The organism is Micromonospora sp. URMC 105, from assembly GCF_051386295.1.
Taxonomy (GTDB): domain Bacteria; phylum Actinomycetota; class Actinomycetes; order Mycobacteriales; family Micromonosporaceae; genus Micromonospora.
In genome coordinates this window covers 1-21,862 of sequence record NZ_JBPQTL010000094.1, presented here as the reverse complement: position 1 = coordinate 21,862, position 21,862 = coordinate 1, and the positions used below count along the sequence as shown (strand labels likewise).

At 71.5% G+C, this 21,862-nt stretch carries 21 protein-coding genes, 1 tRNA gene, 2 pseudogenes and 1 riboswitch; of the genes and pseudogenes, 7 read left to right on the top strand and 17 right to left on the bottom strand.

Annotated features, from left to right (window positions below; all coding sequences use genetic code 11):
- Positions 1 to 68 precede the first annotated feature (68 nt).
- The 3 genes from ACSNN7_RS23750 to ACSNN7_RS23740 form a co-directional block, all read right to left on the bottom strand.
- Positions 69 to 1,925, bottom strand: a complete 1,857-nt coding sequence (locus ACSNN7_RS23750; RefSeq protein ID WP_436683146.1) for an acyl-CoA dehydrogenase — start codon at positions 1,923 to 1,925, stop codon at positions 69 to 71.
- A gap of 162 nt (positions 1,926 to 2,087) precedes the next feature.
- Positions 2,088 to 3,215, bottom strand: coding sequence for a PP2C family protein-serine/threonine phosphatase (locus ACSNN7_RS23745; protein ID WP_436683145.1), 1,128 nt, complete (start codon positions 3,213 to 3,215; stop codon positions 2,088 to 2,090).
- 88 nt (positions 3,216 to 3,303) lie between these two features.
- Entirely contained in the window at positions 3,304 to 3,921 is a 618-nt protein-coding gene (locus tag ACSNN7_RS23740) for a septal ring lytic transglycosylase RlpA family protein (RefSeq protein ID WP_436683144.1), read from the bottom strand.
- Between the two features lie 185 nt (positions 3,922 to 4,106).
- On the opposite strand from ACSNN7_RS23740, the gene ACSNN7_RS23735 reads away from it, so the two are divergent.
- Together ACSNN7_RS23735 and ACSNN7_RS23730 are read left to right on the top strand one after the other, a co-directional pair.
- Positions 4,107 to 4,658, top strand: coding sequence for a phosphoribosyltransferase (locus ACSNN7_RS23735; RefSeq protein ID WP_436683143.1), 552 nt, complete (start codon positions 4,107 to 4,109; stop codon positions 4,656 to 4,658).
- 33 nt (positions 4,659 to 4,691) lie between these two features.
- The gene (locus ACSNN7_RS23730) at positions 4,692 to 5,723 is read left to right on the top strand and encodes a questin oxidase family protein (RefSeq protein WP_436683142.1); all 1,032 of its coding nucleotides are present in this window, start codon (positions 4,692 to 4,694) and stop codon (positions 5,721 to 5,723) included.
- On the opposite strand, the gene ACSNN7_RS23725 is transcribed toward ACSNN7_RS23730, so the two are convergent.
- Positions 5,711 to 6,247: an alpha/beta hydrolase gene (locus tag ACSNN7_RS23725; RefSeq protein WP_436683141.1), complete on the bottom strand. Its 537-nt coding sequence runs from the start codon at positions 6,245 to 6,247 to the stop codon at positions 5,711 to 5,713. The genes ACSNN7_RS23730 and ACSNN7_RS23725 overlap by 13 nt on opposite strands.
- An 86-nt stretch (positions 6,248 to 6,333) precedes the next feature.
- Between ACSNN7_RS23725 and ACSNN7_RS23720 the strand changes: the two genes are divergently transcribed.
- Positions 6,334 to 6,765 (top strand): ASCH domain-containing protein, encoded by a 432-nt coding sequence (locus ACSNN7_RS23720; RefSeq protein ID WP_436683140.1) that lies wholly within the window; start codon positions 6,334 to 6,336, stop codon positions 6,763 to 6,765.
- A gap of 19 nt (positions 6,766 to 6,784) precedes the next feature.
- On the opposite strand, the gene ACSNN7_RS23715 is transcribed toward ACSNN7_RS23720, so the two are convergent.
- The 6 genes and pseudogenes from ACSNN7_RS23715 to ACSNN7_RS23690 all read right to left on the bottom strand — a co-directional run bounded on the left by ACSNN7_RS23715 (position 6,785) and on the right by ACSNN7_RS23690 (position 10,305).
- On the bottom strand, positions 6,785 to 7,720 hold the full coding sequence (locus ACSNN7_RS23715; RefSeq protein ID WP_436683139.1) for an LLM class flavin-dependent oxidoreductase: 936 nt from the start codon (positions 7,718 to 7,720) through the stop codon (positions 6,785 to 6,787).
- A 47-nt stretch (positions 7,721 to 7,767) separates the two neighbouring features.
- A complete protein-coding gene (locus ACSNN7_RS23710; RefSeq protein ID WP_436683149.1) occupies positions 7,768 to 8,106 on the bottom strand; it encodes an NUDIX domain-containing protein in 339 nt (112 codons plus the stop codon).
- Between the two features lie 244 nt (positions 8,107 to 8,350).
- Positions 8,351 to 8,779: a LysR substrate-binding domain-containing protein gene (locus tag ACSNN7_RS23705; protein ID WP_436683148.1), complete on the bottom strand. Its 429-nt coding sequence runs from the start codon at positions 8,777 to 8,779 to the stop codon at positions 8,351 to 8,353.
- A 3-nt stretch (positions 8,780 to 8,782) separates the two neighbouring features.
- Positions 8,783 to 9,010, bottom strand: a pseudogene (locus tag ACSNN7_RS23700) (helix-turn-helix domain-containing protein); the annotation flags it as partial.
- A gap of 200 nt (positions 9,011 to 9,210) precedes the next feature.
- Complete coding sequence (locus ACSNN7_RS23695; protein ID WP_436683138.1) at positions 9,211 to 9,783, bottom strand: hypothetical protein; 573 nt, start codon at positions 9,781 to 9,783, stop codon at positions 9,211 to 9,213.
- A gap of 448 nt (positions 9,784 to 10,231) precedes the next feature.
- Positions 10,232 to 10,305, bottom strand: a tRNA-Gly gene (locus ACSNN7_RS23690).
- Positions 10,306 to 10,541: 236 nt separating this feature from the next.
- Between ACSNN7_RS23690 and ACSNN7_RS23685 the strand changes: the two genes are divergently transcribed.
- Positions 10,542 to 11,528 (top strand): zinc metalloprotease, encoded by a 987-nt coding sequence (locus ACSNN7_RS23685; RefSeq protein ID WP_436683137.1) that lies wholly within the window; start codon positions 10,542 to 10,544, stop codon positions 11,526 to 11,528.
- Between the two features lie 57 nt (positions 11,529 to 11,585).
- Here ACSNN7_RS23685 and ACSNN7_RS23680 read toward each other — a convergent pair whose 3' ends face one another.
- Complete coding sequence (locus ACSNN7_RS23680) at positions 11,586 to 12,152, bottom strand: pyridoxamine 5'-phosphate oxidase family protein (protein ID WP_436683136.1); 567 nt, start codon at positions 12,150 to 12,152, stop codon at positions 11,586 to 11,588.
- Between the two features lie 78 nt (positions 12,153 to 12,230).
- On the opposite strand from ACSNN7_RS23680, the gene dcd reads away from it, so the two are divergent.
- The gene (gene dcd, locus ACSNN7_RS23675; protein WP_091100187.1) at positions 12,231 to 12,809 is read left to right on the top strand and encodes a dCTP deaminase; all 579 of its coding nucleotides are present in this window, start codon (positions 12,231 to 12,233) and stop codon (positions 12,807 to 12,809) included.
- Between the two features lie 42 nt (positions 12,810 to 12,851).
- Here dcd and ACSNN7_RS23670 read toward each other — a convergent pair whose 3' ends face one another.
- The 6 genes from ACSNN7_RS23670 to ACSNN7_RS23645 form a co-directional block, all read right to left on the bottom strand.
- Complete coding sequence (locus ACSNN7_RS23670) at positions 12,852 to 13,892, bottom strand: NlpC/P60 family protein (protein WP_436683135.1); 1,041 nt, start codon at positions 13,890 to 13,892, stop codon at positions 12,852 to 12,854.
- Between the two features lie 13 nt (positions 13,893 to 13,905).
- Positions 13,906 to 14,042, bottom strand: a riboswitch (cyclic di-AMP (ydaO/yuaA leader).
- A 146-nt stretch (positions 14,043 to 14,188) separates the two neighbouring features.
- On the bottom strand, positions 14,189 to 15,193 hold the full coding sequence (locus tag ACSNN7_RS23665; protein WP_436683134.1) for an NlpC/P60 family protein: 1,005 nt from the start codon (positions 15,191 to 15,193) through the stop codon (positions 14,189 to 14,191).
- Positions 15,194 to 15,356: 163 nt separating this feature from the next.
- Positions 15,357 to 16,361, bottom strand: coding sequence for a hemolysin family protein (locus ACSNN7_RS23660; protein WP_436683133.1), 1,005 nt, complete (start codon positions 16,359 to 16,361; stop codon positions 15,357 to 15,359).
- Complete coding sequence (locus ACSNN7_RS23655) at positions 16,354 to 17,661, bottom strand: hemolysin family protein (RefSeq protein ID WP_436683147.1); 1,308 nt, start codon at positions 17,659 to 17,661, stop codon at positions 16,354 to 16,356. The genes ACSNN7_RS23660 and ACSNN7_RS23655 overlap by 8 nt, the downstream gene beginning before the upstream one ends.
- Before the next feature lie 170 nt (positions 17,662 to 17,831).
- Positions 17,832 to 20,030 (bottom strand): (Fe-S)-binding protein, encoded by a 2,199-nt coding sequence (locus tag ACSNN7_RS23650; RefSeq protein ID WP_436683132.1) that lies wholly within the window; start codon positions 20,028 to 20,030, stop codon positions 17,832 to 17,834.
- A gap of 295 nt (positions 20,031 to 20,325) precedes the next feature.
- Positions 20,326 to 20,589, bottom strand: coding sequence for a cell division protein CrgA (locus ACSNN7_RS23645; RefSeq protein ID WP_436683131.1), 264 nt, complete (start codon positions 20,587 to 20,589; stop codon positions 20,326 to 20,328).
- Positions 20,590 to 20,820: 231 nt separating this feature from the next.
- Here ACSNN7_RS23645 and ACSNN7_RS23640 point away from each other — a divergent pair, with 231 nt between their 5' ends.
- Both ACSNN7_RS23640 and ACSNN7_RS23635 read left to right on the top strand, forming a co-directional pair.
- Positions 20,821 to 21,627 carry a DUF881 domain-containing protein gene (locus ACSNN7_RS23640; protein ID WP_436683130.1) on the top strand — a complete coding sequence of 269 codons (807 nt, stop codon included), beginning with the start codon at positions 20,821 to 20,823 and terminating at the stop codon, positions 21,625 to 21,627.
- Positions 21,624 to 21,862 (top strand): annotated as a pseudogene (locus ACSNN7_RS23635) (hypothetical protein); the annotation flags it as partial. The gene ACSNN7_RS23640 and the pseudogene ACSNN7_RS23635, both read left to right, overlap by 4 nt.

Below are 21,862 nucleotides of genomic sequence, written 5' to 3'. Positions count from 1 at the left end.
GGCCGGCGAGCGTGAGCTCGCCGGCCGCGGCCGTCAGGGTCGGATCGGGACGATCAGACCGGAGGGGATCAGAACGCCTCCTCCGGGAGGTCCATGATCTCCAGGTCGGTGCCCTCGATGATCCGCCGGTCGGCACCGATGCGGGGCAGCACCTCGCGGGCGAAGAACCGGGCGGCGGCCACCTTGCCGGTGTAGAACGCCTTGTCGGCGGTGGAGACCTCGCCGGCCAGGGCGCGCAGCGCCACGTCCGCCTGCTTCTGCAGCAGCCAGCCGACGACCAGGTCGCCGATGGCCAGCAGGAAGCGACGGCTGCTCAGGCCGACCTTGTACAGGTTGCGGGCGTCGCCGCCCTGCGCCTCGGCGAGCCAGCCGGTCATCACGCCCAGGATGGTCTGGATCTCGGCGAGCGCCTTGCCCAGCGCCTGCCGCTCCTCCTTGAGCTGACCGTTGCCGGCCTCGGTGGCGATGAACTCCTGGATCTCGCCGGCGACCGCCATCAGGGCCTTGCCGTTGTCCCGGACGATCTTCCGGAAGATCAGGTCGAGGCTCTGGATCGCGGTGGTGCCCTCGTACAGGGTGTCGATCTTGGCGTCCCGGACGTACTGCTCCAGCGGGTAGTCCTGCAGGAAGCCGGAGCCGCCGAAGGTCTGCAGCGACTCGTGCCCCAGCAGCTCGTACGCGCGCTCCGAGCCGACGCCCTTGACCAGCGGGAGGAGCAGGTCGTTGACCCGCTTGGCCAGCTTGGTGGCCTTCTCGTCACCGGCCGCCTCGGCGATCGCGACCTTGTCCTGCCAGCTGGCGGTGTAGCAGACCAGCGCGCGCAGGCCCTCGGCGTAGGACTTCTGCAGCAGCAGCGAACGGCGCACGTCCGGGTGGTGGGTGATGGTCACCCGCGGGGCGGTCTTGTCGGCCTGCTGGATCAGGTCGGCGCCCTGCACCCGGTTCTTCGCGTACTCCAGGGCGTTCAGGTAGCCGGTGGAGAGGGTGGCGATCGCCTTGGTGCCGACCATCATCCGGGCGTACTCGATGATCATGAACATCTGGCGGATGCCGTCGTGCTTCTCGCCGAGCAGCCAACCCTTGGCCGGCACGCCGTGCTCGCCGAAGGTCACCTCGCAGGTGTTGGAGACCTTCAGGCCCATCTTGTGCTCGACGTTGGTGGCGTAGACGCCGTTGCGCTCGCCCAGCTCGCCGGTGTTCTCGTCGAAGTGGTACTTCGGCACCACGAAGAGCGACAGGCCCTTGGTGCCCGGGCCGCCGACGCCCTCGACGCCGACCGGACGGGCCAGCACGTAGTGGACGATGTTGTCGCTCAGGTCGTGCTCGCCGGAGGTGATGAAGCGCTTCACGCCCTCGATGTGCCAGGAGCCGTCCGGCTGCTGGATCGCCCGGGTCCGACCGGCACCCACGTCCGAGCCGGCGTCCGGCTCGGTGAGCACCATGGTGGAGCCCCACTGCTTGTCGATGAAGAGCCGCGCCCACTTCTTCTGCTGCTCGGTGCCCTCGACGTGCAGCACGTGCGCGAAGGACGGGCCGGAGGCGTACATCCAGATGGGGGCGTTGGCGCCCAGCACCAGCTCGGCGAGCGACCACCAGAGCGCCCGCGGGGCGTTGGTGCCGCCGAGGGCCTCGGGGAGGTCCAGCCGCCAGAACTCGGAGTCCATGAACGCCTGGTACGACTTCTTGAACGACTCCGGCAGCGGCGCGGTGTGCGTGGCCGGGTCGAAGACCGGCGGGTTGCGGTCGCTGTCCGTGTAGCTGGCCGCGAGGTCCTCGCGGGCCAGGCGGTCGACCTCGGAGAGGAAGCTGCGGGCGGTGTCGACGTCCAGGTCCGAGTACGGCTCCTGGCCGAACGTCCGGTCCGCCCCGAAGACCTCGAACAGGTTGAACTCGAGGTCCCGAAGGTTGCTCTTGTAGTGGGTCATGCTCGCTGGCCCCGCTTCCGGACAGGTGTTACCGATCAGTAACCCAGACTGTATTACTCACCGGTAGCCACCGACAAGCCGATTCGGGAAGTGACGGCGATTACACACCTGTGGTTCAGCTCTCGTTCGATGAGGCGACGGGACGGCGAAGGACGGGGCGACTCACGCCTCCGCCGCGCCGACCTCCCAGCTCGGCACCGGTACGGTCGCGCCGGTACGCGAGCCGGTGTACTCCATCAGGACCAGCGCGATGTCGTCGTCCAGCCGGCCCTGCACCCACTCGACGAGCGCGGTCTCCAGTGAGGCGAGCCCGTCGCCGACCGTGCCGTGCCCGAGCAGCCGCCAGGCCCGGTCGGCGGTCGGGAAGAACTCCCCGTCGCGCCGGGCCTCACCGAGCCCGTCGGTGAAGAGCAGCAGCCGGTCGCCGGGTTCCAGCCGTTCCACCCGGGGTCGGACCACCGGCATGAAGCCCAGGGGCGGCGCGGGTGCGGGCGGCTCCAGCGGGATCACCGCGCCCCGGCGCAGCAGCAGCGGTGCCGGGTGGCCGCAGTTGACGATGGTCAGCGTGCCGCCCCGCTCCTCCACCACGGCCGCCGTGACGAAGTCCTCGTCGCCCACGTTGCGGGCCACCGCCCGGTCCAGGTCGGCCACCACCGCGCGCAGGTCGGCCCGCTCGTACGCGACGTGCCGGTACGACCCCAGCACGATGCTCGCCAGCCGGACCGCGTCCAGCCCCTTGCCCCGGACGTCCCCGATGATCATCCGCACGCCGTACGGGGTGTCGATGGCCTCGTAGAGGTCGCCGCCGATCTCCGCGGTGGCCGTCGAGGAGATGTACCGCCCGGCCACCGCGAGCGTGCCCACCTGCGGCCCGAGCGGCCGCAGCACCGCCTGCTGGGCGACCGACGCCAGCTTGGACAGCCCGGCGATCTGCTCGGCCTGCCGCTGCCGCAGCGCCGCCACCGCCGCCGCGACCCCGCTGCCGAAGGCGATCCCGGCGAGGCCGACCGCGGTGACCAGCGACGCGGTGGGCTCGGCCAGCGCAAAGCTGGACCCGATCACCACGGCGACCAGGCCGATCCCGAGCACCACCCGCCAGGAGGCGAAGGCCGCCGCCAGCAGGGGGGCGCCCATCATCAGCGCCACGTAGTGCGCCTCCCGCCCGTCGGCCAGCTCCGCCACCGAGATGATCGTGAGCAGGCTTAGGGCCGCGCCGACGCCGGCGCGGGATCCGGGACTCAGCGGGCCGCGGCCCGTCTGGAAGGCATGCGTGCGTACGAGGGACAGCATGCCTGATGGACGTGCACCGGTGAATGAACCTGACCCGTCGATTGAGGGTGTTCCGACCGGCCGGTCGGTCATGACGGGCCGATCGCCGTCAGCCGAGGACCTCGTACTTGACGGTCAGCTCACCCAGGCTCGCCGAGGCGATGGTCTCGAACGCGGCCCGGGACAGGTCGAGGCAGCGCCCCTCGATGAACGGGCCACGGTCGTTGATGCGGACGGTCACCGACTTGCCGCTGGCCGGGTTGGTGACCCGGACCCGGGTGTCGAACGGCAGGGTCTTGTGCGCGGCGGTCAGCGCGTTCGGGTTGAAGTTCTCGCCGTTGGCCGTCAGCTGGCCCTCGGCGTAGAAGGACGCGCCGCAGGAGCCGCTCTGCACCACGGTGACCTTCGGGGCGGCCTTCTTCGTCGCGCTCGGCTTCGGCGCGGCGGTGCGGGTCCGGGCGCGCGAGGCCGCCTGGGCCGACCGGGTGGCCTTCGGGCTGGCCGTGACGGTCGGCGACGGGCTGGCGGTCGCGCTCGGCGATACGGTGGCGCTGGGGCTGACCGCGGCCGGCACGGTGTCGGCGACGACGGGGGCCGCCGCCTCGCCGGAGGCCAGCTGCACGGCGCCGACGGTGCCGCCGACGGCGAGCGCGACGCCCACGGCGGCGGTGGCGGCGATACCGGCCGGCGAGGAGAACATGCGGGTACGGGAGTGCCTACCAGCCACCGGACCGGTCCTTTCGTCAGCTGAACAAACCGGGTCGGACCGTAACGAGAGAAGCACTTCCGAAGTCAACGTCATCATGGTGGTATGGCCCGTATTGCAGCGATACGTGTATCCGATCATCCGAGGTCACGGGGGCCGGACGGGCCAGCGACTCCCGGGTGGCGGTGCTGGGCGAGGATGGACGGATGCCCGATGAGCTGCGCCGACGGCTGACCGAGCTGTTCCGCTGGGTCGATCCGGGCCCGGGCAGCAGCCACCTGGTCAGCGACGTCTCCGGCTGGTGGCGGGACCCACAGGTGCTGGCCGGACTCGGGCCGGCGCTGGTCGCGCCGTTCCGCGACGCCCGGCCGACCGTGGTGGTGGCCCCGGCCGTCACCGGGCTGATGCTCGGTCCGCTCGCCGCGACCGCCCTCGGGGTGGGGTTCGTCCCGGCACACAAGCCGGGCGACGGCCGGTTGCCGGCCGGTCCGCTCACCTGGGCCCGCAGTGAGTCGGACTTCCGCGGCCGACAGGTGGACCTGGCCGTCGTGGACCGGCGACTCGGGCCGGACGACCGGGTGCTGGCGGTGGACGACTGGGTCGCCACCGGAGCGCAGCTACGGGCGATCCGGGAGATCTGCGCCGCCCGGGGCGCCACCTGGCTCGGCGCCTCGGCCGTGGTGCGGGACTGCCCGCCGGAGGTGACCCGGGAACTCCGCCTGCACGGGCTGCTCGACGCCGCCCGGCTGCACCCTTGACCTGAAGCGCGCTTGAGGTCCGACGATCGGCGCATGGACCACGACATCCTGGACGAGGCGTACCGACGGCTGCACCGCACCGGCCCCGAGTTCGAGGGCTGGCTCTCCAACCACGGACCGATGACGGTCGAGGCGCTGGTCCGGCGCGGGCACGACCGGAGCGTGCACCGCTGGCTGGACGACTACCTGCGCCGACTCGACGAACTGCCGCGCGGCCGGCGACGGATCGAGGACTGGCGGGAGGCCCTCGGTGACCCGGGACGCGCCGGCGACTGGCTCGCACACTTCGACCGGGAGCTGCGCGAGCACCCCTGGCCCGAGGTGCTGGGCACCTGGTGGCCCCGGCTGCTGCCCGGCATCGCGGCCGGCGCGACCCACGGCGTGATCCGGGTCGGCCACGCCGTCCGGGCGCTGCGCGAGGGCGGAGCCGGCCCGGACCGGCTGACCGAACTCGGTCAGGCCCTCGGCTACTGGGCGGCCCGCTGGCAGCCGGTGCCGGGGCTGCGCCTCGACGCGGTGTCCCGCCCGGACGGTCCCGACGCGGCCACCGCGCTGACCTCGGTACCCCGGCTCGACGACCGCACCGGCGGCATCCGGGACCGGCTCGCGCGGCTGCCGGGCGTACCCGGGTGGGAGGGGGCGGTGGCGGCGCCGCGCCCGGCGCGGACGCCCGCCGACGCGGAGCGGGGGCTGGTCGCGCTGGTGCACCGGGCCGCGCTGGACTATCTGCGATACGGGCACGAGGACCCGGTGATGCTGGTGCACGCGGTGACCGCGCCCACGGCGGTGCTGCGGACCCTGCCGGCGCTCGATCCGGCGCTCTGGGCGCCGAGCCTCACCGCGGCGTGGTCCGCCACGGCGGCGGTGACCGCCGTGTACGCCCCGCCGCGCGGCACCGCGATCCCGGCGGTCACCCCCGGCACCCCGGCGGAGGTCTTCGCCCGGGCCGCCCGCCACGGCGACGCGCACGTGGTCAAGCTGGCCGACGCGGTGCTCGACGCACACGCGGCGACCGGCGACGAACGGGTGCTCGCCGCCGCCGGATACGCCGGTCAGCTGATCTGAACGAACTCCTCCACCGCGGTGCAGACCCGGCCCAGCGCCTCGGCCGAGCGGGCCAGCGGGCCGGGCACCAGCATCCCGTGATCGGCGTCCGGGATCTCCAGCACGTGCGGAGTGAGCCGACGCGCGACCGCGCCGTCCCACGAGGAATCGGCGGTGCCACCCACCAGCAGGAACGGCGCCTCCGCCCGGCCCAGCGCGTCGACCACCTCGGGCCGGTGCAGCAGCGGGGTCAGCCAGACCGCGGGGAGCCCACGGTCAGCGGCGAGCGGGGCGGCCAGCGAGCCGAGCGACTTGCCGACCAGCAGGTCGGTCCGCTCACCCAGGGCCTGATCGACCTGCTCGACGACCCACTCGACGGCCGCGGCCGGGCCGTCCCGGTCGGGGGCGAAGCGCTCCGGCACCGCCCAGGTGATCTCGTGGACGTCGAAGCCGGTCCGCCGCAGCACCTCGCCGGTGTACGCGAACAACGGATACCGGGTGTCGTAGGCCCGGCCGGGGATGAGCACAGCGCGTCGGTCCACCATCGTCGGTCTCCTTCAGCCGGCCCTCACCGTAGCCACCGACGCCAATTCCCGACGACGGGGAATCGGCGCTGGGTAACCTCGGCAGGATGTGGCCTCGCATCGGTGAACTCCGCGCGCTCGCCCTCGGCACCCCGGGGCCGATGCGGACCAACCTCAACACGCTGGTGCTGGCCGGGGTGAAGACGGCGACCGCCGGGCTGCTCACCGAGTACGCCGAGGAGGGCGAGGAGCTGGAGCACGTCGGCGAACGACTCGTCCTGGTGGACGACGCCGACGCGCTCGCCGGAGTCGTCGAGGTCACCGGCGTCGAGGTGGTCCGCTTCGCCGACGTCGGATGGGACTTCGCCCGCTCCGAGGGTGAGGGTGACCGCTCGATCGAGGAGTGGCGGGAGGGGCACGCCGCCTACTGGGCGCGCGTCGGCACCCCGGTCACCGACGACACCGAGATCGTCTGCCTCCGCTTCCGGCTGGTCTCCGCGGGCGACGGCGGCGTCGCCACCGGAGACCTCAGTACCTGAGGTACGCCCCGCGCCCGGCTCAGGCGGTGCGCAGCTCGGGCAGGAGGCGGGTGGCGACGTCCACCAGGACCGCCTCGTCGCCGGCGTACCAGCTACTGGCCCGGGGCCAGTGCGTGATCACGTCGGTGAAGCCGAGCGCCGCCGCCCGGGCCACCTGCTCGGCGAAGAAGTCGGCGTTGCTCAGCGAGAAGGCCGGCGCCGAGTCCAGCGACAGGTAGCGGTCCAGGGTGGCCGGGTCCCGGCCGGCGGCGTCCAGCGTCTGGTCCAGCCGGGAGCAGAGCTGCCCCACCCCGTCCCACCAGCTCGTCAGGTCTTCGGCATCGGTGCCGGTGGTGACCCAGCCCTGGCCGAAGCGGGCCACCAGCCGCATCGACCGGGGACCGTTCGCGGCCACCACGAACGGCACCCGGGGCTGTTGCACGCAGCCCGGGTTGTTGCGGGCGTCCACGGTGGCGAACCAGTCGCCGCGCCAGGTGGTGCCGTCCTCCCGCAGCACCAGGTCGAGCAGCTCGGTGAACTCGGCGAAGCGGTCCACCCGCTGCCGGGGCGGCAGGGTCTCGCCGCCCAGCACCGCCGAGTCGAAGCCGATGCCGCCCGCCCCGAGGCCGAGCAGCACCCGGCCGGCGGAGACGTCGTCGAGGGCGGTGACCTGCCGGGCGAAGGCGGCCGGATGCCGGAAGTTCGGCGAGGCGACCAGCGTGCCGAGCCGGATTCGTGAGGTCACCGTCGCGGCGGCGGTCAGGGTGGCCATGGAGTCGAACCAGGGGCCGTCGACCAGGTCGCGCCAGCCCAGGTGGTCATAGGTCCAGGCGTGGTCGAAGCCCCACTCGTCCGCCTGGCGCCAGCGGCGCTGCGACTCCGACCAGCGCTGGTCGGGAAGGATCACGATGCCAATCCGCATGACCGCCAGGGTACGGCCCGAGGCGGCCGGGGCCAGCCGACACGGTCTGTTCATATATCGATCATCTGTATCTCAACGCTGGTCGTCGGCTGAGCCTCCGGTCAGGCCAGGGCCAGCTTGGTCATCATCCGGGGCAGGTGCGGGTCGAGGGTGGCCGGGTCCGCTGCGGCCACCTGAGCCGGCGTCCACCACCGCACGGCGTGAAACTCTTCCGGGTCGGGGGTGAGCGGTTGATCCCGGCGGCCCTCCAGCAGGTACCAGAGGCTCACGTCGACGTGCCGGTCCTCGGGCGGGCCCACCGTCGGCGTGACGGTCATGAAGAGCGGGCGTTCGCCCGGCACCGGCGCAAAGACCGCCGGCACGCCCAGCTCCTCCACCACCTCTCGGCGTACCGTCTGGGCCGGGTGTTCCCCGGGCTCGACGTGACCGCCGGTGGGCAGCCACCGCCCGGCCTTCGGTGGTCGACCAGCAGGACACCGCCGTCGGCGGGATCACGCAGCAGGAAGTACGCGACCAGGTGCGGCGACGGCGTGCGGGGCTTCACCCGGCGGAAGACGTCGTCGGTCGCCGCGAGCCAGTCCAGGCACTGCGCGCGGTGCGCCGCCTCCAGCTCGTCGAGCGGCACGATCGACTCGACCAGCGCCCGGATCTCCGCCAGCACCCGCATGCCGGGCATCCTGCCAGTCACCGCCGCTGCGTGGTGTCCGCCGCCGCGCGGACGAACTCGCGTACCCGCTCGGTGGTGTTGGTCTCCAGCCAGACCGGGCCGCGCTGGATCGGCGGCGCGTCGCGGATGGGCACGTACGCGATGTCCGGACGCGGGTGGTACCGCCGGGTGTGCTCGCCGACCGGCAGCACCCCTCGGCCCATCGCCACCAGCGACAGCATCTCCGAGAAGGTGTTGCCGACCGGCCCCTTCGGCACCGGACGGCCGGACGGCGTGCGGTCCGGGGTGCGGTCCCGCTTGAACTCCGCCGAGGTCACCGCCGGGTACTGCACCACGGGGTGATCGGCGAGGGCCTCCAGGGAGACCGACTCGGCGTCGACCAGCGGATGCTCGGCCGCCACCGCCAGCATCCGGGCCTCCGACAGCAGCGCCGGGCCGTTCGCCATGCCGTCAGCGTGGGTGGCCCTCGGGCTGTTATGCGGCCGGCTGGAGCGGTCGCGCAGCCCCGCAAGTCCTTCTTCCTGGTAGCGGCGCTGCCAGATGTAGAACCGGGTGCGGCTGATGCCGTAGTAGCGGCAGGTTTTTGCCACGTTGCCGCTGATCTCTTCCGCATGGCGCAGGATCGCCAGCCGTCGCCGGGCCTGGCGATCCCGCTGCTGTTCGAGCGATGGGGGCACGGAATCTCCAACGATCAGAGACCCAAAGTGTCAACAACCTCCGGCAGTTCTAGACCGTCGGCAGCCGGCCTGACTGGTCTCAGGACCTACGTGGCAGACCAGTCCGGGGACCCAGGTGACGCTCCACCGAGTGCCGGTCCCTTAGGCGAGAGAGGTCTTCAACTCGGCCGACCTGCTGACCACTTCTGGCGACGGCGGACTTAGTCACGCAACTGCGCTGCTTGGGTCGCGCTCCAAGAGACGGGCAAGTCGGAGGGCAATAGCTGGGTGGGGTCCGTTGCACCTACGAAGAAGGCGAGGGCGCTGGGATCGCGGTCTTCCTGATCGTCTTCCTGCCAGCCGACGGCCGCTGAGACCACGTAGTCCAGCGAATCGCCCGACATGATGATGAAGGCTCTGTTGTGATCGGCCGTGCGGCCGGTCTCGCGCAGGATGCGCTCGTGCTCCTCAGTGGTGGCACACCGTAGGACCAAGCCGTCGTAGTCCATCCGCGTCTTCATCGCGTCGACTGGCTTGAACAGGAGATCGATTCGCGACTCGCGGTGCCCGGGGACTGCCACCGTTCGTGTGCGGAGCAGCAACTGACTGTGGCTCAGAGAGTAGGCCCACACACTAAAGTTGCGTTCGGACCGGAACAATTCCTTGCCTGGTGCAAAGTCATGATCTTTGTTGAGCCACGCTCTCGACTGCATGCGCGTCAGCATGACAGGAGGCGTCGAGGGCTCCAATTCGACTTGGTGCCGCTGCTCCACCACGCCCAGCTCCATCGACACTCGGCGGAGTGTCGCCAGGGTCCCGACTGGCCTGTCGCGCAGTCTCCGCGGCCCGACACCGCTTGCAGCCGGCCGGCCTCACCTCGGGGGCTGCGTGGCCACGTCGCCGGTGTGCTCACGCCATTGCCCACCGTCGGCTTGGACGAGACGCTTCACCATCTGCGGGGCTTCCTCTCGCTGTCGAACTGCCACCGGAGCACGTTGCCTGTCTCGGAGTCGCCTGCCCCGGCCACGACGTGCCAGGCCCGGATGGGCCCACGCGTCGACCCGCGCCGCGATGATCTACCAGCACACCGCCCGCGAGCGTGACGAGCACATCGCTGACGCGCTCAGCTCACAGATCAAGCAGAGCAGGGATCGGGCACGTAGCGGGCACGGCCAGCGCAAGAAGCGGTAGCAACGACTGAGGCCCCAGCCAGGAAACCTGTCCTGAGCTGGGGCCTCACGCTGGAGCGGGTGACGGGAATCGAACCCGCACTGTCAGCTTGGGAAGCTGATGTTCTGCCATTGAACTACACCCGCAGGCGGCACCACTGTACCCGAGGTGACCGCCGCCGTGCACCCAGGTACCCCCGCCACGCCCGGAGCCCCGCTCCCAGTAATCGATCTTGAGCGCTACGTATCGATGGAGAGCGAAAAGTTTCACAGCGGCAACATATGATCGTTCTCAAATCTGTCGATCGGTTGTAACGTCACCCCCACGTTCTCGACCACGGTGCGACATACCCCCTGTCGCGCCGCCAGAAAGAGGTGGGCCCATGGGACTCCGTCCCAACCTGCTGACCCGGCGTACCGCCGGCGTCGCGTCGACGACCCTCGCGCTGCTGCTCAGCACCGCTGCGGTGGGTGTCGTACCCGCTGCTTCCGCCTTCTCCGCCGCCCCGACGGAAGCCTGCGTCGAGCCGGCCGACGTGCACTCGGACGCCCGGATCAAAAAGGGCGGAATCGCCAAGCACGAGCCCAACGAGCTGACCGCCAAGCAGGTGCGTGAGCGCGAGGCGGACCTCGCCACCGCGCTGCGCGAGCGGGCGAGCTTCCGGGCCGGCGCCCAGGCCGCCGCCCCGTTGGCCACTGTCACCATCCCGGTCGTGGTGCACGTCATCCAGCGGGACGCCACCCGCGCCGGCGGCAACATCCCGGACTCGATGATCACCTCGCAGATCAACGTGCTGAACCAGGCCTACAGCGGCGCCACCGGTGGCGCGGCCACGGCCTTCGGCTTCCAGCTCCAGAAGATCAACCGGGTGACCAACCCGTCCTGGTACCCGATCGTGCAGGGCTCCTCGGCGGAGCGGTCGATGAAGACCTCGCTGCGCGTGGGCGGCAAGAACACGCTCAACGTCTACCTGGGCGAACTGGGCGACGACCTGCTCGGCTGGGCGACCTTCCCGCAGCGCAAGCTGAACAGCATGGACGGCGTGGTCGTGCTCAGCGAGTCGCTGCCCGGCGGCACCTCCGCCAACTACAACCAGGGCGACACCGGCACCCACGAGGTAGGCCACTGGCTGAACCTCTACCACACCTTCCAGGGTGGTTGCTCCGGCTCGGGTGACAGCGTCAGCGACACCCCGGCCGAGGCGTCGCCGGCGTTCGAGTGCCCGACCGGGCGGGACACCTGCACCACGGCCGGCGTGGACCCGATCACCAACTTCATGGACTACACCTACGACTCGTGCATGTACCAGTTCACCGCTGGTCAGGCGAGCCGCATGCTGACCGCGTGGAACGCCTACCGCGCGGCGTAGCACCTCAGCAGACGCCGATGCCGGCTCCGTCGCTCAAGACGGGGCCGGCATCGGCGTTCAGGCCGCCGGGCGGCGGGTGTCGAAACCGTGGCGGCCGCGGCGGGCCGGCCGCCGATCGGGTACGCCGGCGGCGTCGCCGCCGCGGTGGGCCGCACCCGGGTCGAGCCAGACCTGGACGGCGGAGGACCCCCGCCCCTCGCCGAACTGACCGAGCCCGCCCTGATCGCGGCGGGTCAGCATCGCCACGTCGACGCTGAACTCGAAGAGTCGCCAGTCGACCTGGGGCGCCGCCCGGCCGAGGCGGGCCACCCGCGCCACCTGGGCCGGGTCGGTGACCGGTTGCGCGCGCCCGGCGACGTACGCCTCGTCGTCGGTCTCCTCCGGCGGGAACGAGTGCAACGCGTACCGCCCGTCGCGTTCGAGGTCGCGCCGCTTGGGCGAGTCGACGACGAAGCAGAACAGACCCTCGTCGGTGATCACCGGGCAGACCGGGTGCACCCGGGGCCCGCCGTCGGCGCGGACGGTGGCCAGGTAGCCGAAGCCCGGCCCGTACTGCTGCATGAGAAGGCGGATCCCGTCGGCGAGTCGGGGCTCGTCAGCGGCGAATTCGGACCAGGAAGCCATACGGACATCCTATCGAACACGTGTACGAACGCGTAGTCCGACACGCAGGTCACCCGGTCCGCTCGATATGGTGTGCCGATGCTGCTCTCCGACCGCGACCTGGTCTCCGAGATCAAGGCGGGCACTCTCGCGCTGGAGCCCTTCGAGCCCACGCTGGTGCAGCCGTCCAGCATCGACGTGCGGCTCGACAAGCTCTTCCGGGTCTTCAACAACCACCTCTACACGCACATCGACCCGGCGATCCAGCAGGACGACCTCACCTCGATGGTGGAGGTCCCCGAGGGCGAGCCGTTCGTGCTGCACCCGGGTGAGTTCGTGCTCGCCTCCACGCTGGAGGTGATCTCGCTCGGCGACCAGCTCGCCGGCCGCCTGGAGGGCAAGTCCAGCCTGGGCCGGCTCGGCCTGCTCACCCACTCCACCGCCGGCTTCATCGACCCGGGCTTCTCCGGTCACGTGACGCTGGAGCTGTCGAACGTGGCGAACCTGCCGATCACGCTCTGGCCCGGGATGAAGATCGGCCAGCTCTGCATCTTCCGGCTCTCGTCCCCGGCCGAGCACCCGTACGGCTCCGCCGTCTACGGGTCCCGCTACCAGGGCCAGCGCGGGCCGACCCCGAGCCGCTCCTGGCAGCACTGGCGCACCTGGCCCACCCGCTGACGCCGCGCCGGGCTCCCGGCACCCCGGGAGCCCGGCGAGCGGTCAGCGTGGCCGGCCGTAGCTGTTGACCGGCCCGTCGTCGACCCGCTTCATCTTGACCGGCTGGCCCGCCTGGGAGGCGTGCACCACCCAGCCGCCACCGACGTACATGCCGACGTGGTGCAGGTCGGCGTAGTAGAAGACCAGGTCGCCGGGGCGCAGGTCGGCCCGGCCGACCCGGGCGGTGACCTGGCGCTGCTGGCGGGCGTTGTGCGGCAGCGAGACGCCCGCCTTCGCCCAGGCCGCGAGCATCAGCCCGGAGCAGTCGTACGAGTTGGGGCCCTCGGCGCCCCAGACGTACGGCTTGCCGATCTGTGCGCAGGCGAACTTCACCGCCGTCCCGGCCGGGCCGCCGGGGTAGCCGGCCGGGCACGGGGCCGGGCGCAGCTTGCCGCCGCCACCGCTGCCGTAGACCTTGAGCCGCAGCTTCTGCAGCCGGTCGATCTCGGTGTTGATCTGCTTCTTCTTCGCGGCCAGCTGGGCCTCGGTGCGGCTCAGCTGGGCAACCATCTCGTCCAGCGGCGCCTTCTCGGCGGCGAGCTTGTCCCGCAGGTCCTTGACCGCGCGCACGTCGCGCTGCTGCCGATCGGCGAACCGGTCGAGCAGTTCGAGCTGGTCGACCAGTTCGGTGGGGGAGGCGCTGCCGAGCAGGGCGTTGACGGCGGAGACGTTCTCTCCCTTGTACGCCTCGGCGGCGAGGCCGCTGACCTGGTTCATCGCGAGGTCGACCTGGAGTTGCAGCGGTTCGATCCGCCGGGCCAGCGCGTCGGCCTGCCGGCGCTTGGCGGCCAGGTCCTGACGGGTGGCGTTGTGCTGCTCGATGATCGGTTCGAGCCTGTTCCAGTCCTGGTCGATCTGCCGTTCGATCTCGGCGACCGAGGGGTCGGCGTGGGCCGCCGTGGGCGCACCGGTCAGGACGACGGCGGCGCCGGCCAGCGCAGCCAGGACGGTGGTGAAGCGGGACCAGCGTGGGCGCGGCGCAGCCGTCCGCCGGGCGACCTGGGTCGACCGGTACGACGGTGGCCGCGGGGCATGGTGTGCCACCGGGCTCCGGACTCCTTCTTCCGTCGACCGCCTACCGGGTTAGCTGACGGGTTCGGGCGGGAAGGGAGCGCCCTACCGCAGTGGTTGCGGATTCACCCCGGCGTACCTGGGTCCCCGGCTCGCCCGGAGGCGACTCGGCGGTGCCGGCCGCTGCCGCCCGGGATGGACGGACCTGTCGGCGGCCGACAAAGGACCAGAGTAGACGGCCGTTATCGATTCGCAACCCGCCATGCCGCCCGGCGTCGGGGATACGCGGAACCCCCGGTCGGATGACCGGGGGTTCGCGGCGGGTCGGGTCAGTTCGGCCGTCGGAAGCCGGCGACCGGCATGTAGTCGATGCTGGCGACCTGGACCGGCTTGCCGGTCCGGGGCGCGTGGACCATCAGCCCGTTACCGAGATAGAGGCCGACGTGGTGCAGGTCACTGAAGAAGAAGACCAGATCACCGGGGCGGGCCTCGGAGCGCGGGATGGACTTGCCCTCGTTCCACTGGGCGCCGGTGTGGTGGGTCAGGGAGATCCCGGCGGCCTTGTAGGCGTACTGGGTGAGGCCGGAGCAGTCGAAGGAGTCCGGTCCGTCGGCACCCCAGACGTACGGGTCACCGACCTGCTGGCAGGCCACCCGGATGGCGGTCTGCGCGGCGGTGCTCACCACGCCCTTGATGGTCGGGCAGCCGGCCACCTTGACGACCGTCTTCGGCATCGACGCCTGCAGCCGCTTGATCTCGGCGTTGATCTGCGACTTCTTGGCGGCCAGCTCCTTCTCCTGCTTGACCTCCGCCGCGATCAGCGCGTCGAGCTTCTGCTTCTCGCCGTCGTACTTCTTCCGGGCGTCGATGACGACCTGGAGCTCCTTGCGCTCCTGCGAGGCGAGCCGGTCCAGGATGGTCAGCTGCTCGGTCAGGGTGCCCGGCTTCACGCTGACCAGCAGCGCGCTGACGTCCTGCGAGGGGCCCGTCATGTAGTAGCGGGAGGCGAGGTCGCCGACCCGGTTCATGGCCAGCTCGGTCTGCAGGGCCAGCGGCTGGATCTTCTTCTCCAGCTCCGCCGACTTCTTGCGGTTGACCTTCAGCTGCGCGCGTACCTTGTTGTACTGCTCGATGGTCGGCTCGAGCTGTTCCCACTGCTTGTCGATCGCCGCCTCGATCTCCTCGGGCGTCGGCGCGGCGTGTGCCGGCACGGCGAACATCCCGGCGCCGACAGCGACGGCGGCGACCAGTGTGAGCAGGCGGCGGGCGACCCGTCGCAGGCCGGACGGGCGACCCTGGGCGTGACGATGAGGGGGCATGGTTGCCACCGGCACCGACTCCTTAGCGACCGACCGCCGGGCGCCTCGCTGAGGGGAAGACGGAGGCAGACGACCCACAGCGGTCGGTGCCCCACATTAGGGAAGCGCCGGGCCGAATTCAAGGTGGCTCATTGCACCATCACATCTGCGCCACCACTTGCACACAAAGGGTGTGCGCTCATTTTCCAACGACGGCGGTCAATACATCGTCCAATGTCACCACACCGAGGGGCCGGCGGCCGTCGCTCACCAGCACCATGTGCCGCCGCTCGCGCCGCATCGCCAGCAGCAGGTCGGCCAGCGTACGGTCCGGCGGCACCACCGCCAGCGGCCGGTAGACGTCGGCCGGCACCGGTGCCCGGCGGGCCGCCCCGGCGTACCCGAGCACGTCCTTGACGTGCACGAAGCCGAGCACCCGGCGGGTCGACCGCTGCACCACCGGGAAACGGGACCGGCCGGTCCGGGTAGCCAGCACCTCCAGCGACGCCGGAGAGACGTCCTCGGCCACCGTGGTCACCGTCGACCAGGACTGCAGGGCGTCGGCGGCGGTCCGCCGGTGCAGCGCGAGCGCGCCGGTGATGCGGGCGTGCTCCTCGGCATCCAGCAGTCCCTCGGTACGTGCCTGCGACACCAGCCCGGCCAGTTCCTCGGCGGTGAACACGGTCTTCACCGCCTCGGTCGCCTCGACCCGCCACAGCCGGAGCACCTTGCGGGCCGCCCACTTCATCGCGACCAGCAGCGGTTTGGTCGCCAGGCAGAACGCCAGCATGGCCGGCCCGAGCCAGAGCGCGGACAACTCCGGCCCGGCCAGGGTGATGTTCTTCGGCACCATCTCGCCGACCACGGTGTGCAGGAAGACCACCACCGCCAAGGCGATCAGGAACGACAGCGGGTGGACCGCCGAGGCCGGCAGCCCGAGGGCGTGGAAGGCGGGTTCCAGCAGGTGCGCCAGGGCCGGCTCGGCGATCGCCCCGAGCCCCAGCGAGCAGACCGTGATACCGAGCTGCGCCCCGGCAATCATCAGCGGGATCTGGTTCATCGCGGACAGCGCCCAGCGGGCCCGCCGGGAGGTCGCCGCGAGCGGTTCGACCACGGTACGGCGAGACGCGATCAGCGCGAACTCGCTGCCCACGAAGAACGCGTTGCCGAGCAGCAACGCCACGGCGATCAGCAGGTCACTCATCGCCGTCCGGTTCCTCCGGGCGCAGCACCCGGACCTGCTCGATCCGGTGCCGCTCCACCTCGACCACGGTGAACTCGTACCCGGACTCCTCGACCGTCTCGCCGGGCACCGGGATGTGACCCAGCCGGGCCATCAGGAACCCGGCCAGCGTCTCGTACGGGCCCTCGGGCAGCCGGAAGCCGGTCTGCTCGGCCAGCTCGTCCTCGCGGAGCACCCCGTCGAGCAGGACGGTCCGTTCCCCGCCCGGCACGGTCAGCTCAACCGCACCGGCGTCGTCCACCGCGTCCGGGTCGAACTCGTCGGCGATCTCGCCGACCAGCTCCTCGACCAGGTCCTCGGTGGTCACCACGCCGTCGGTGCCGCCGTACTCGTCGACCACGATGGCCAGGTCGGCGCCCGCGTCCTTGAGCGCGGCCAGCACGCCGTCGAGGTCCAGGCTCTCCGGCACGTACACCGGTTCCCGGGCCACCGCCGCCACGGTGGTCGAGTCGCGCCGGGCCAGCGGCACCCCGAGCGCGTCCGGCACCCCGGCTACCCCGGTGACCAGGTCGAGGGTCTCCTCGTACACCGGGAAGCGGGTCCGGCCGGTCTGCCGGGACGCCTCCAGCAGCTCGGCCACGGTGGCGGTGGCGCGCAGCGCGACCACGTCGACCCGCGGGGTCATCGCCTCGGCGGCCCGCTTGTCGCCGAACCGGATCGTGCGGCGCAGCAGCATGGCGGTGTCCGGCGGCAGCGCACCGGCCCGGGCCGAGATGGCCGCCAGCAGCCCCAGCTCCTCCGGGGAGCGGGCGCTGGCCAGTTCCTCCTGCGGCTCGACGCCCAGCGCCCGGACCAGCCGGTTCGCCGAGCCGTTCAGCGCCCGGATCAGCCAGCCGAAGGTCCGGGAGAAGCGGTGCATCGGGCCGGCGGTGGCCAGCGCGGCCGGCATCGGCCGGGCCAGGGCGAGGTTCTTCGGCACCAGCTCGCCGAAGAGCATGGAGATCAGCGTGGCCAGGGCCAGGGCGAGCAGCGGGCTGAACCGGTCCGCCCCGCCCACCGGCCGCAGCAGCGGGGCGACGAGCCGGGCCAGCGCCGGCTCGGCGAGGTAGCCGGTGAGCAGCGCGGTGAGCGTGATGCCCAGTTGCGCCCCGGAGAGCTGGAAGGAGAGTTCGCGCAGTGCCGTGCGTACCGTGGTCGCCGCGCCGTCCCCGGCGTCGGCGCGCCGGTCGATCTCCGCCCGGTCGACGGTGACCAGGGCGAATTCGGCCGCGACGAAGAACGCGTTGCCGGCGGTCAGCAGGACGAAGCCGACCAGGGGCAACAGCGCGCCGAGCAACAGGCCGTCGATGAGCGAGATTGTTCCACGGCCGCCCGCGGGGCACGACTTCACGCCAGGCGGTCGGTGGGCGCCGCCGGTCCTTGCGACGACGACGGCGGCGGCACCTCGTGGGTGCCGCCGCCGTCGTGCGCCCGGTGATCCGGGGGTACGCCTCAGCCGGCGACCGGCTCGGTCTCCTTGTCGCCCTGGGTCTGCTCGGGCTTGACCGAGCGGAGCAGCACGCTGGCCACGTCGATGACCTCGACCTGCTCGCCGGCGCCCTTGCCGTTCACCCCGTCGTTGAGCATCGTCGAGCAGAACGGGCAGCCGACGGCGACCGTCTTCGCCCCGGTGGACATGGCCTCCTCGACCCGGTCCACGTTGATCCGCTTGCCGATCTTCTCCTCCATCCACATCCGGGCGCCGCCGGCGCCGCAGCAGAAGGAGCGCTCGCTGTTGCGCGGCATCTCGGTGAGCTCGCCCTGGATGGCGTCACCGAGCACCTCACGCGGAGCGGCGAAGACCCGGTTGTGCCGGCCCAGGTAGCAGGGGTCGTGGTAGGTGACCCCGCCGTCCACCGGCTGCACCGGGGTGAGCTTGCCGGTCGAGACCAGGTGCGCCAGCAGCTGCGTGTGGTGCACGACCTCGAACTCGCCGCCGAGCTGGCCGTACTCGTTGCCCAGGGTGTTGAAGCAGTGCGGGCAGGTGGCCACGATCTTGCGCTTGGCCTTCTCCCGGCCCTCGAACGCCTCGTTCAGGGTCTCGACGTTCTGCTGGGCGAGCATCTGGAAGACGAACTCGTTGCCGATCCGGCGGGCCGGGTCACCGGAGCAGGTCTCCCCCTCACCGAGGATGGCGAAGGAGACGCCGGCCTCGTTGAGCAGCGTGGCGACCGCCCGGGTGGTCTTCTTGGCCCGGTCCTCGAACGCGCCGGCGCAGCCGACCCAGAACAGGTACTCGAAGTCGTCGACCTCGCCGACCCGCGGGACCTCGAAGTCGAGGCCCTTGGTCCAGTCCTCGCGGGTGTTCTGCGGGGCGCCCCACGGGTTGCCCTTGTTCTCCAGGTTGCGGAGCATGACGCCGGCCTCGGACGGGAAGCTCGACTCGATCAGCACCTGGTAGCGACGCATGTCGACGATGTGGTCGACGTGCTCGATGTCGACCGGGCACTGCTCGACGCAGGCGCCGCAGGTGGTGCAGGACCAGAGCACGTCGGGGTCGATGACGCCGCCCTCGGCGGCGGTGCCGATCAGCGGCTTGTCCGCCTCGGCCAGCGCCAGCACGTCCATGTGGGCGAGCTGCGCGGCGGTGGCCTTCTCCTCGCCGGTGAGGTCCTTGCCGCCGCCGGCCAGCAGGTACGGCGCCTTGGCGTACGCGTGGTCGCGCAGGCTCAGGATCAGCAGCTTCGGCGACAGCGGCTTGCCGGTGTTCCAGGCCGGGCACTGCGACTGGCAGCGGCCGCACTCGGTGCAGGTGCTGAAGTCCAGCAGGCCCTTCCAGCTGAACTGCTCGACCTGGGCGACGCCGAACTGGTCCTTCTCCGGGTCGGCCTCCTCGAAGTCGAGCGGCTTGCCGTTGCTCGTCATCGGGCGCAGCGCGCCGAGACCGGAGCCGGCGGGCTTGGCCGGCTCGCGCTTGAAGAAGATGTTGGGGAACGCCAGGAAGCGGTGCCAGGCGACACCCATGGTCACGTTCAGCGAGATGACGATCAGCCAGGTCATCGAGATGGCGATCTTGATGAGCGCGGCGACGCTGGCCCCGTCCTGCCAGTCGGGCAGCACCGCCCCGACCGCGTGGCTGACCGGGGTGGCCCAGAGCGGGTACTCGAAGTGGTCGGTGGCGACCTTGAAGCCCCGGATCACGAACCCGAAGATCAGGACCAGCAGCACGATCCACTCGACGAAGTAGCCCTGCCACATCGTCGAGCCGGTGAACCGGGACCGACCGCCCGGCCGGGTGGGCCGGTTGCGCAGCCGGATCGCCATCAGCACCAGGATGCCGACCAGGCCCAGCACGCCGATGACCTCGGTGGCCAGACCGAAGACCGTCCAGTGCCCGATGATCGGCAGCCCGCCGGTCGGGGTGACCACCTCGAAGTACGCCTCGAGCACCAGCAGCGACAGCACGACGAAGCCGACCATCACGAACCAGTGCGCGGCGCCCACCACGCCCCACTTGAGCATGCGGGTGTGGCCGGCGGTCTCCACCAGCATGGTCCTGGTGCGGGCGACCTTGTCGGTGAACCGCTCCGGCGCCGGTTGTCCGAGCCGGATGACTGCCACCATCTTCATGACCGCGCGCACCGCAAGCCACACCGCCACGGCGGTGATGGCGGCCGCGAGGATCGTGGTGACGATCTGGACGCTGCCCATCGAGTTGGCCTCCCGGTCTGCTGCCTGTCGAGCGGCTCGGCGACCGGGGGCCGGTGTCAGGGCGTAGCCGGCGTCGCGCCGCTGCCGCACCCTCGACCGGACCGGTCGATGACCTCGCTCCGCTCGGTCATGCAGTGCAGCCTACGCGCAAGGTTACCCAGCAGTAACGTGAGTCTTGTCGCACCCGGCCACGCCGCCCTGCGCACACCATAGGGTGCCCGGCGCCGAAGCGCCGGGCAGGGTTCCGCGAAGGTGACGTGGTCGTCCCGGACCGGCGCCGGAGCGCCGGGCGGGCTCAGCGCCAGCGGGAGAGCAGGATCAGCGAGCCGACCATCGCGCCGAAGCCGACCGCGAGGTTCCAGTAGCCCCAGGCGGCGACCGGGAACTCCTGCTCGGAGAGGTAGTAGACCACCAGCCAGCCGATGCCACCCACGATCAGCGCGACCGCCGTGGCGGGCAGCCACACCGGGCTAGGCTTGCGCGTCGCCGCCGCCGTCGTCGGACGTACGTCCGTCGGCGGGGTGTACACCTTCTTCTTGCGGACCTGAGACTTGGGCACGACGCTCTCCAGAGGGGGTGACGACCTCGTCCGGCCTGACAACCGGGCGCGGGGGCGACGGTCCATGGCCAATAATGTTCGACAGCTAGCGTAGTCCCGACGGCCCGTCCAAGCCACGAATGGGGTCAGGCCGGTGCGCGGAGTGACCGGAAAGAGGGAAACCCGCCCCGGGCATCCGCGCCCGTCGCCGTCATGGCGGGCATCAACCAGACGAGGCGGAAGGAACGCTCGGTGGAGTACACATCCGGCGCGGCGTCCTGGCAGAAGGCCATGCGACGGGCGGTCGCCGCGCTGCTGCCACGGCGTCCACGGCAGCGGCGACCGGGCTGGTCGATCGGGGTGCCGCTGATCGCCGCCGCGGCCGGGCTGCTCTTCACCACGACCGCCACCACCGCCGGCGGCACCGCCCTGCGGGAGGACCGGCGGCCCGAGCTGACCCAGCTCATCGCCGACCGGCGCGAGCAGGTGGCGGCCAGCGAGCTGCGGGCGGCCCGGCTGCGCGCCGAGGTCGAGAGCCGGACCGCCACCCTGGCCGACACGGACGGTCCCGTGAAGGAGCAGCGCGACCGGGCCGAGCGGAGCCTGGAGGCGGCCGGGTTCACCGCGCTCTCCGGGCCGGGCGTGACCGTCGAACTCGACGACGCGCCCCGGCGGAACGACCAGACCCTGCCCAAGGGCGCCACCAACGACGACCTCGTCGTGCACCAGGGCGACGTGCAGGCGGTGGTCAACGCGCTCTGGGCCGGCGGCGCGGAGGCCATGTCAATCATGAACGTCCGCGTACTGTCCACCAGCGCGGTACGCTGCGTGGGTAACACCCTGCTGCTGCACGGCCGGGTGTACTCCCCACCGTTCAAGATCGTAGCAATCGGCGATCCCGCTGCCCTCCAGCAGGCCCTCGCCGGCTCTCAGGGAGTCGGGTTGTTCAAGCAGGCAGCCGAGCACTATCAGCTGGGCTACAAGGAGACGGTCTCCGCCGTGACCGTGCCTGCCTTCGAGGACTCCACCGCCCTGCGATCGGCGACGGTGCCCCGATGAGTTCCGACGGCCGGGACCCGCGCCACCGCGACCGGAGCGACGACCCGACCGCGGTCATCCCCAAGGTCGACGGCTCCGCCCCGCCGGCCCGTCGCAACGCCTGGCCCGACCCGGTGCTGCCGTCACGCTCCGCCGCGAACCGGCCCCCGGCGCACCCCGGCCCGCCGCCGGGCGCGGTGGCGCGGGTCCCGGCCGTCGGAACTCATCGGGGCACCGTCGCCGATCGCAGGGCGGT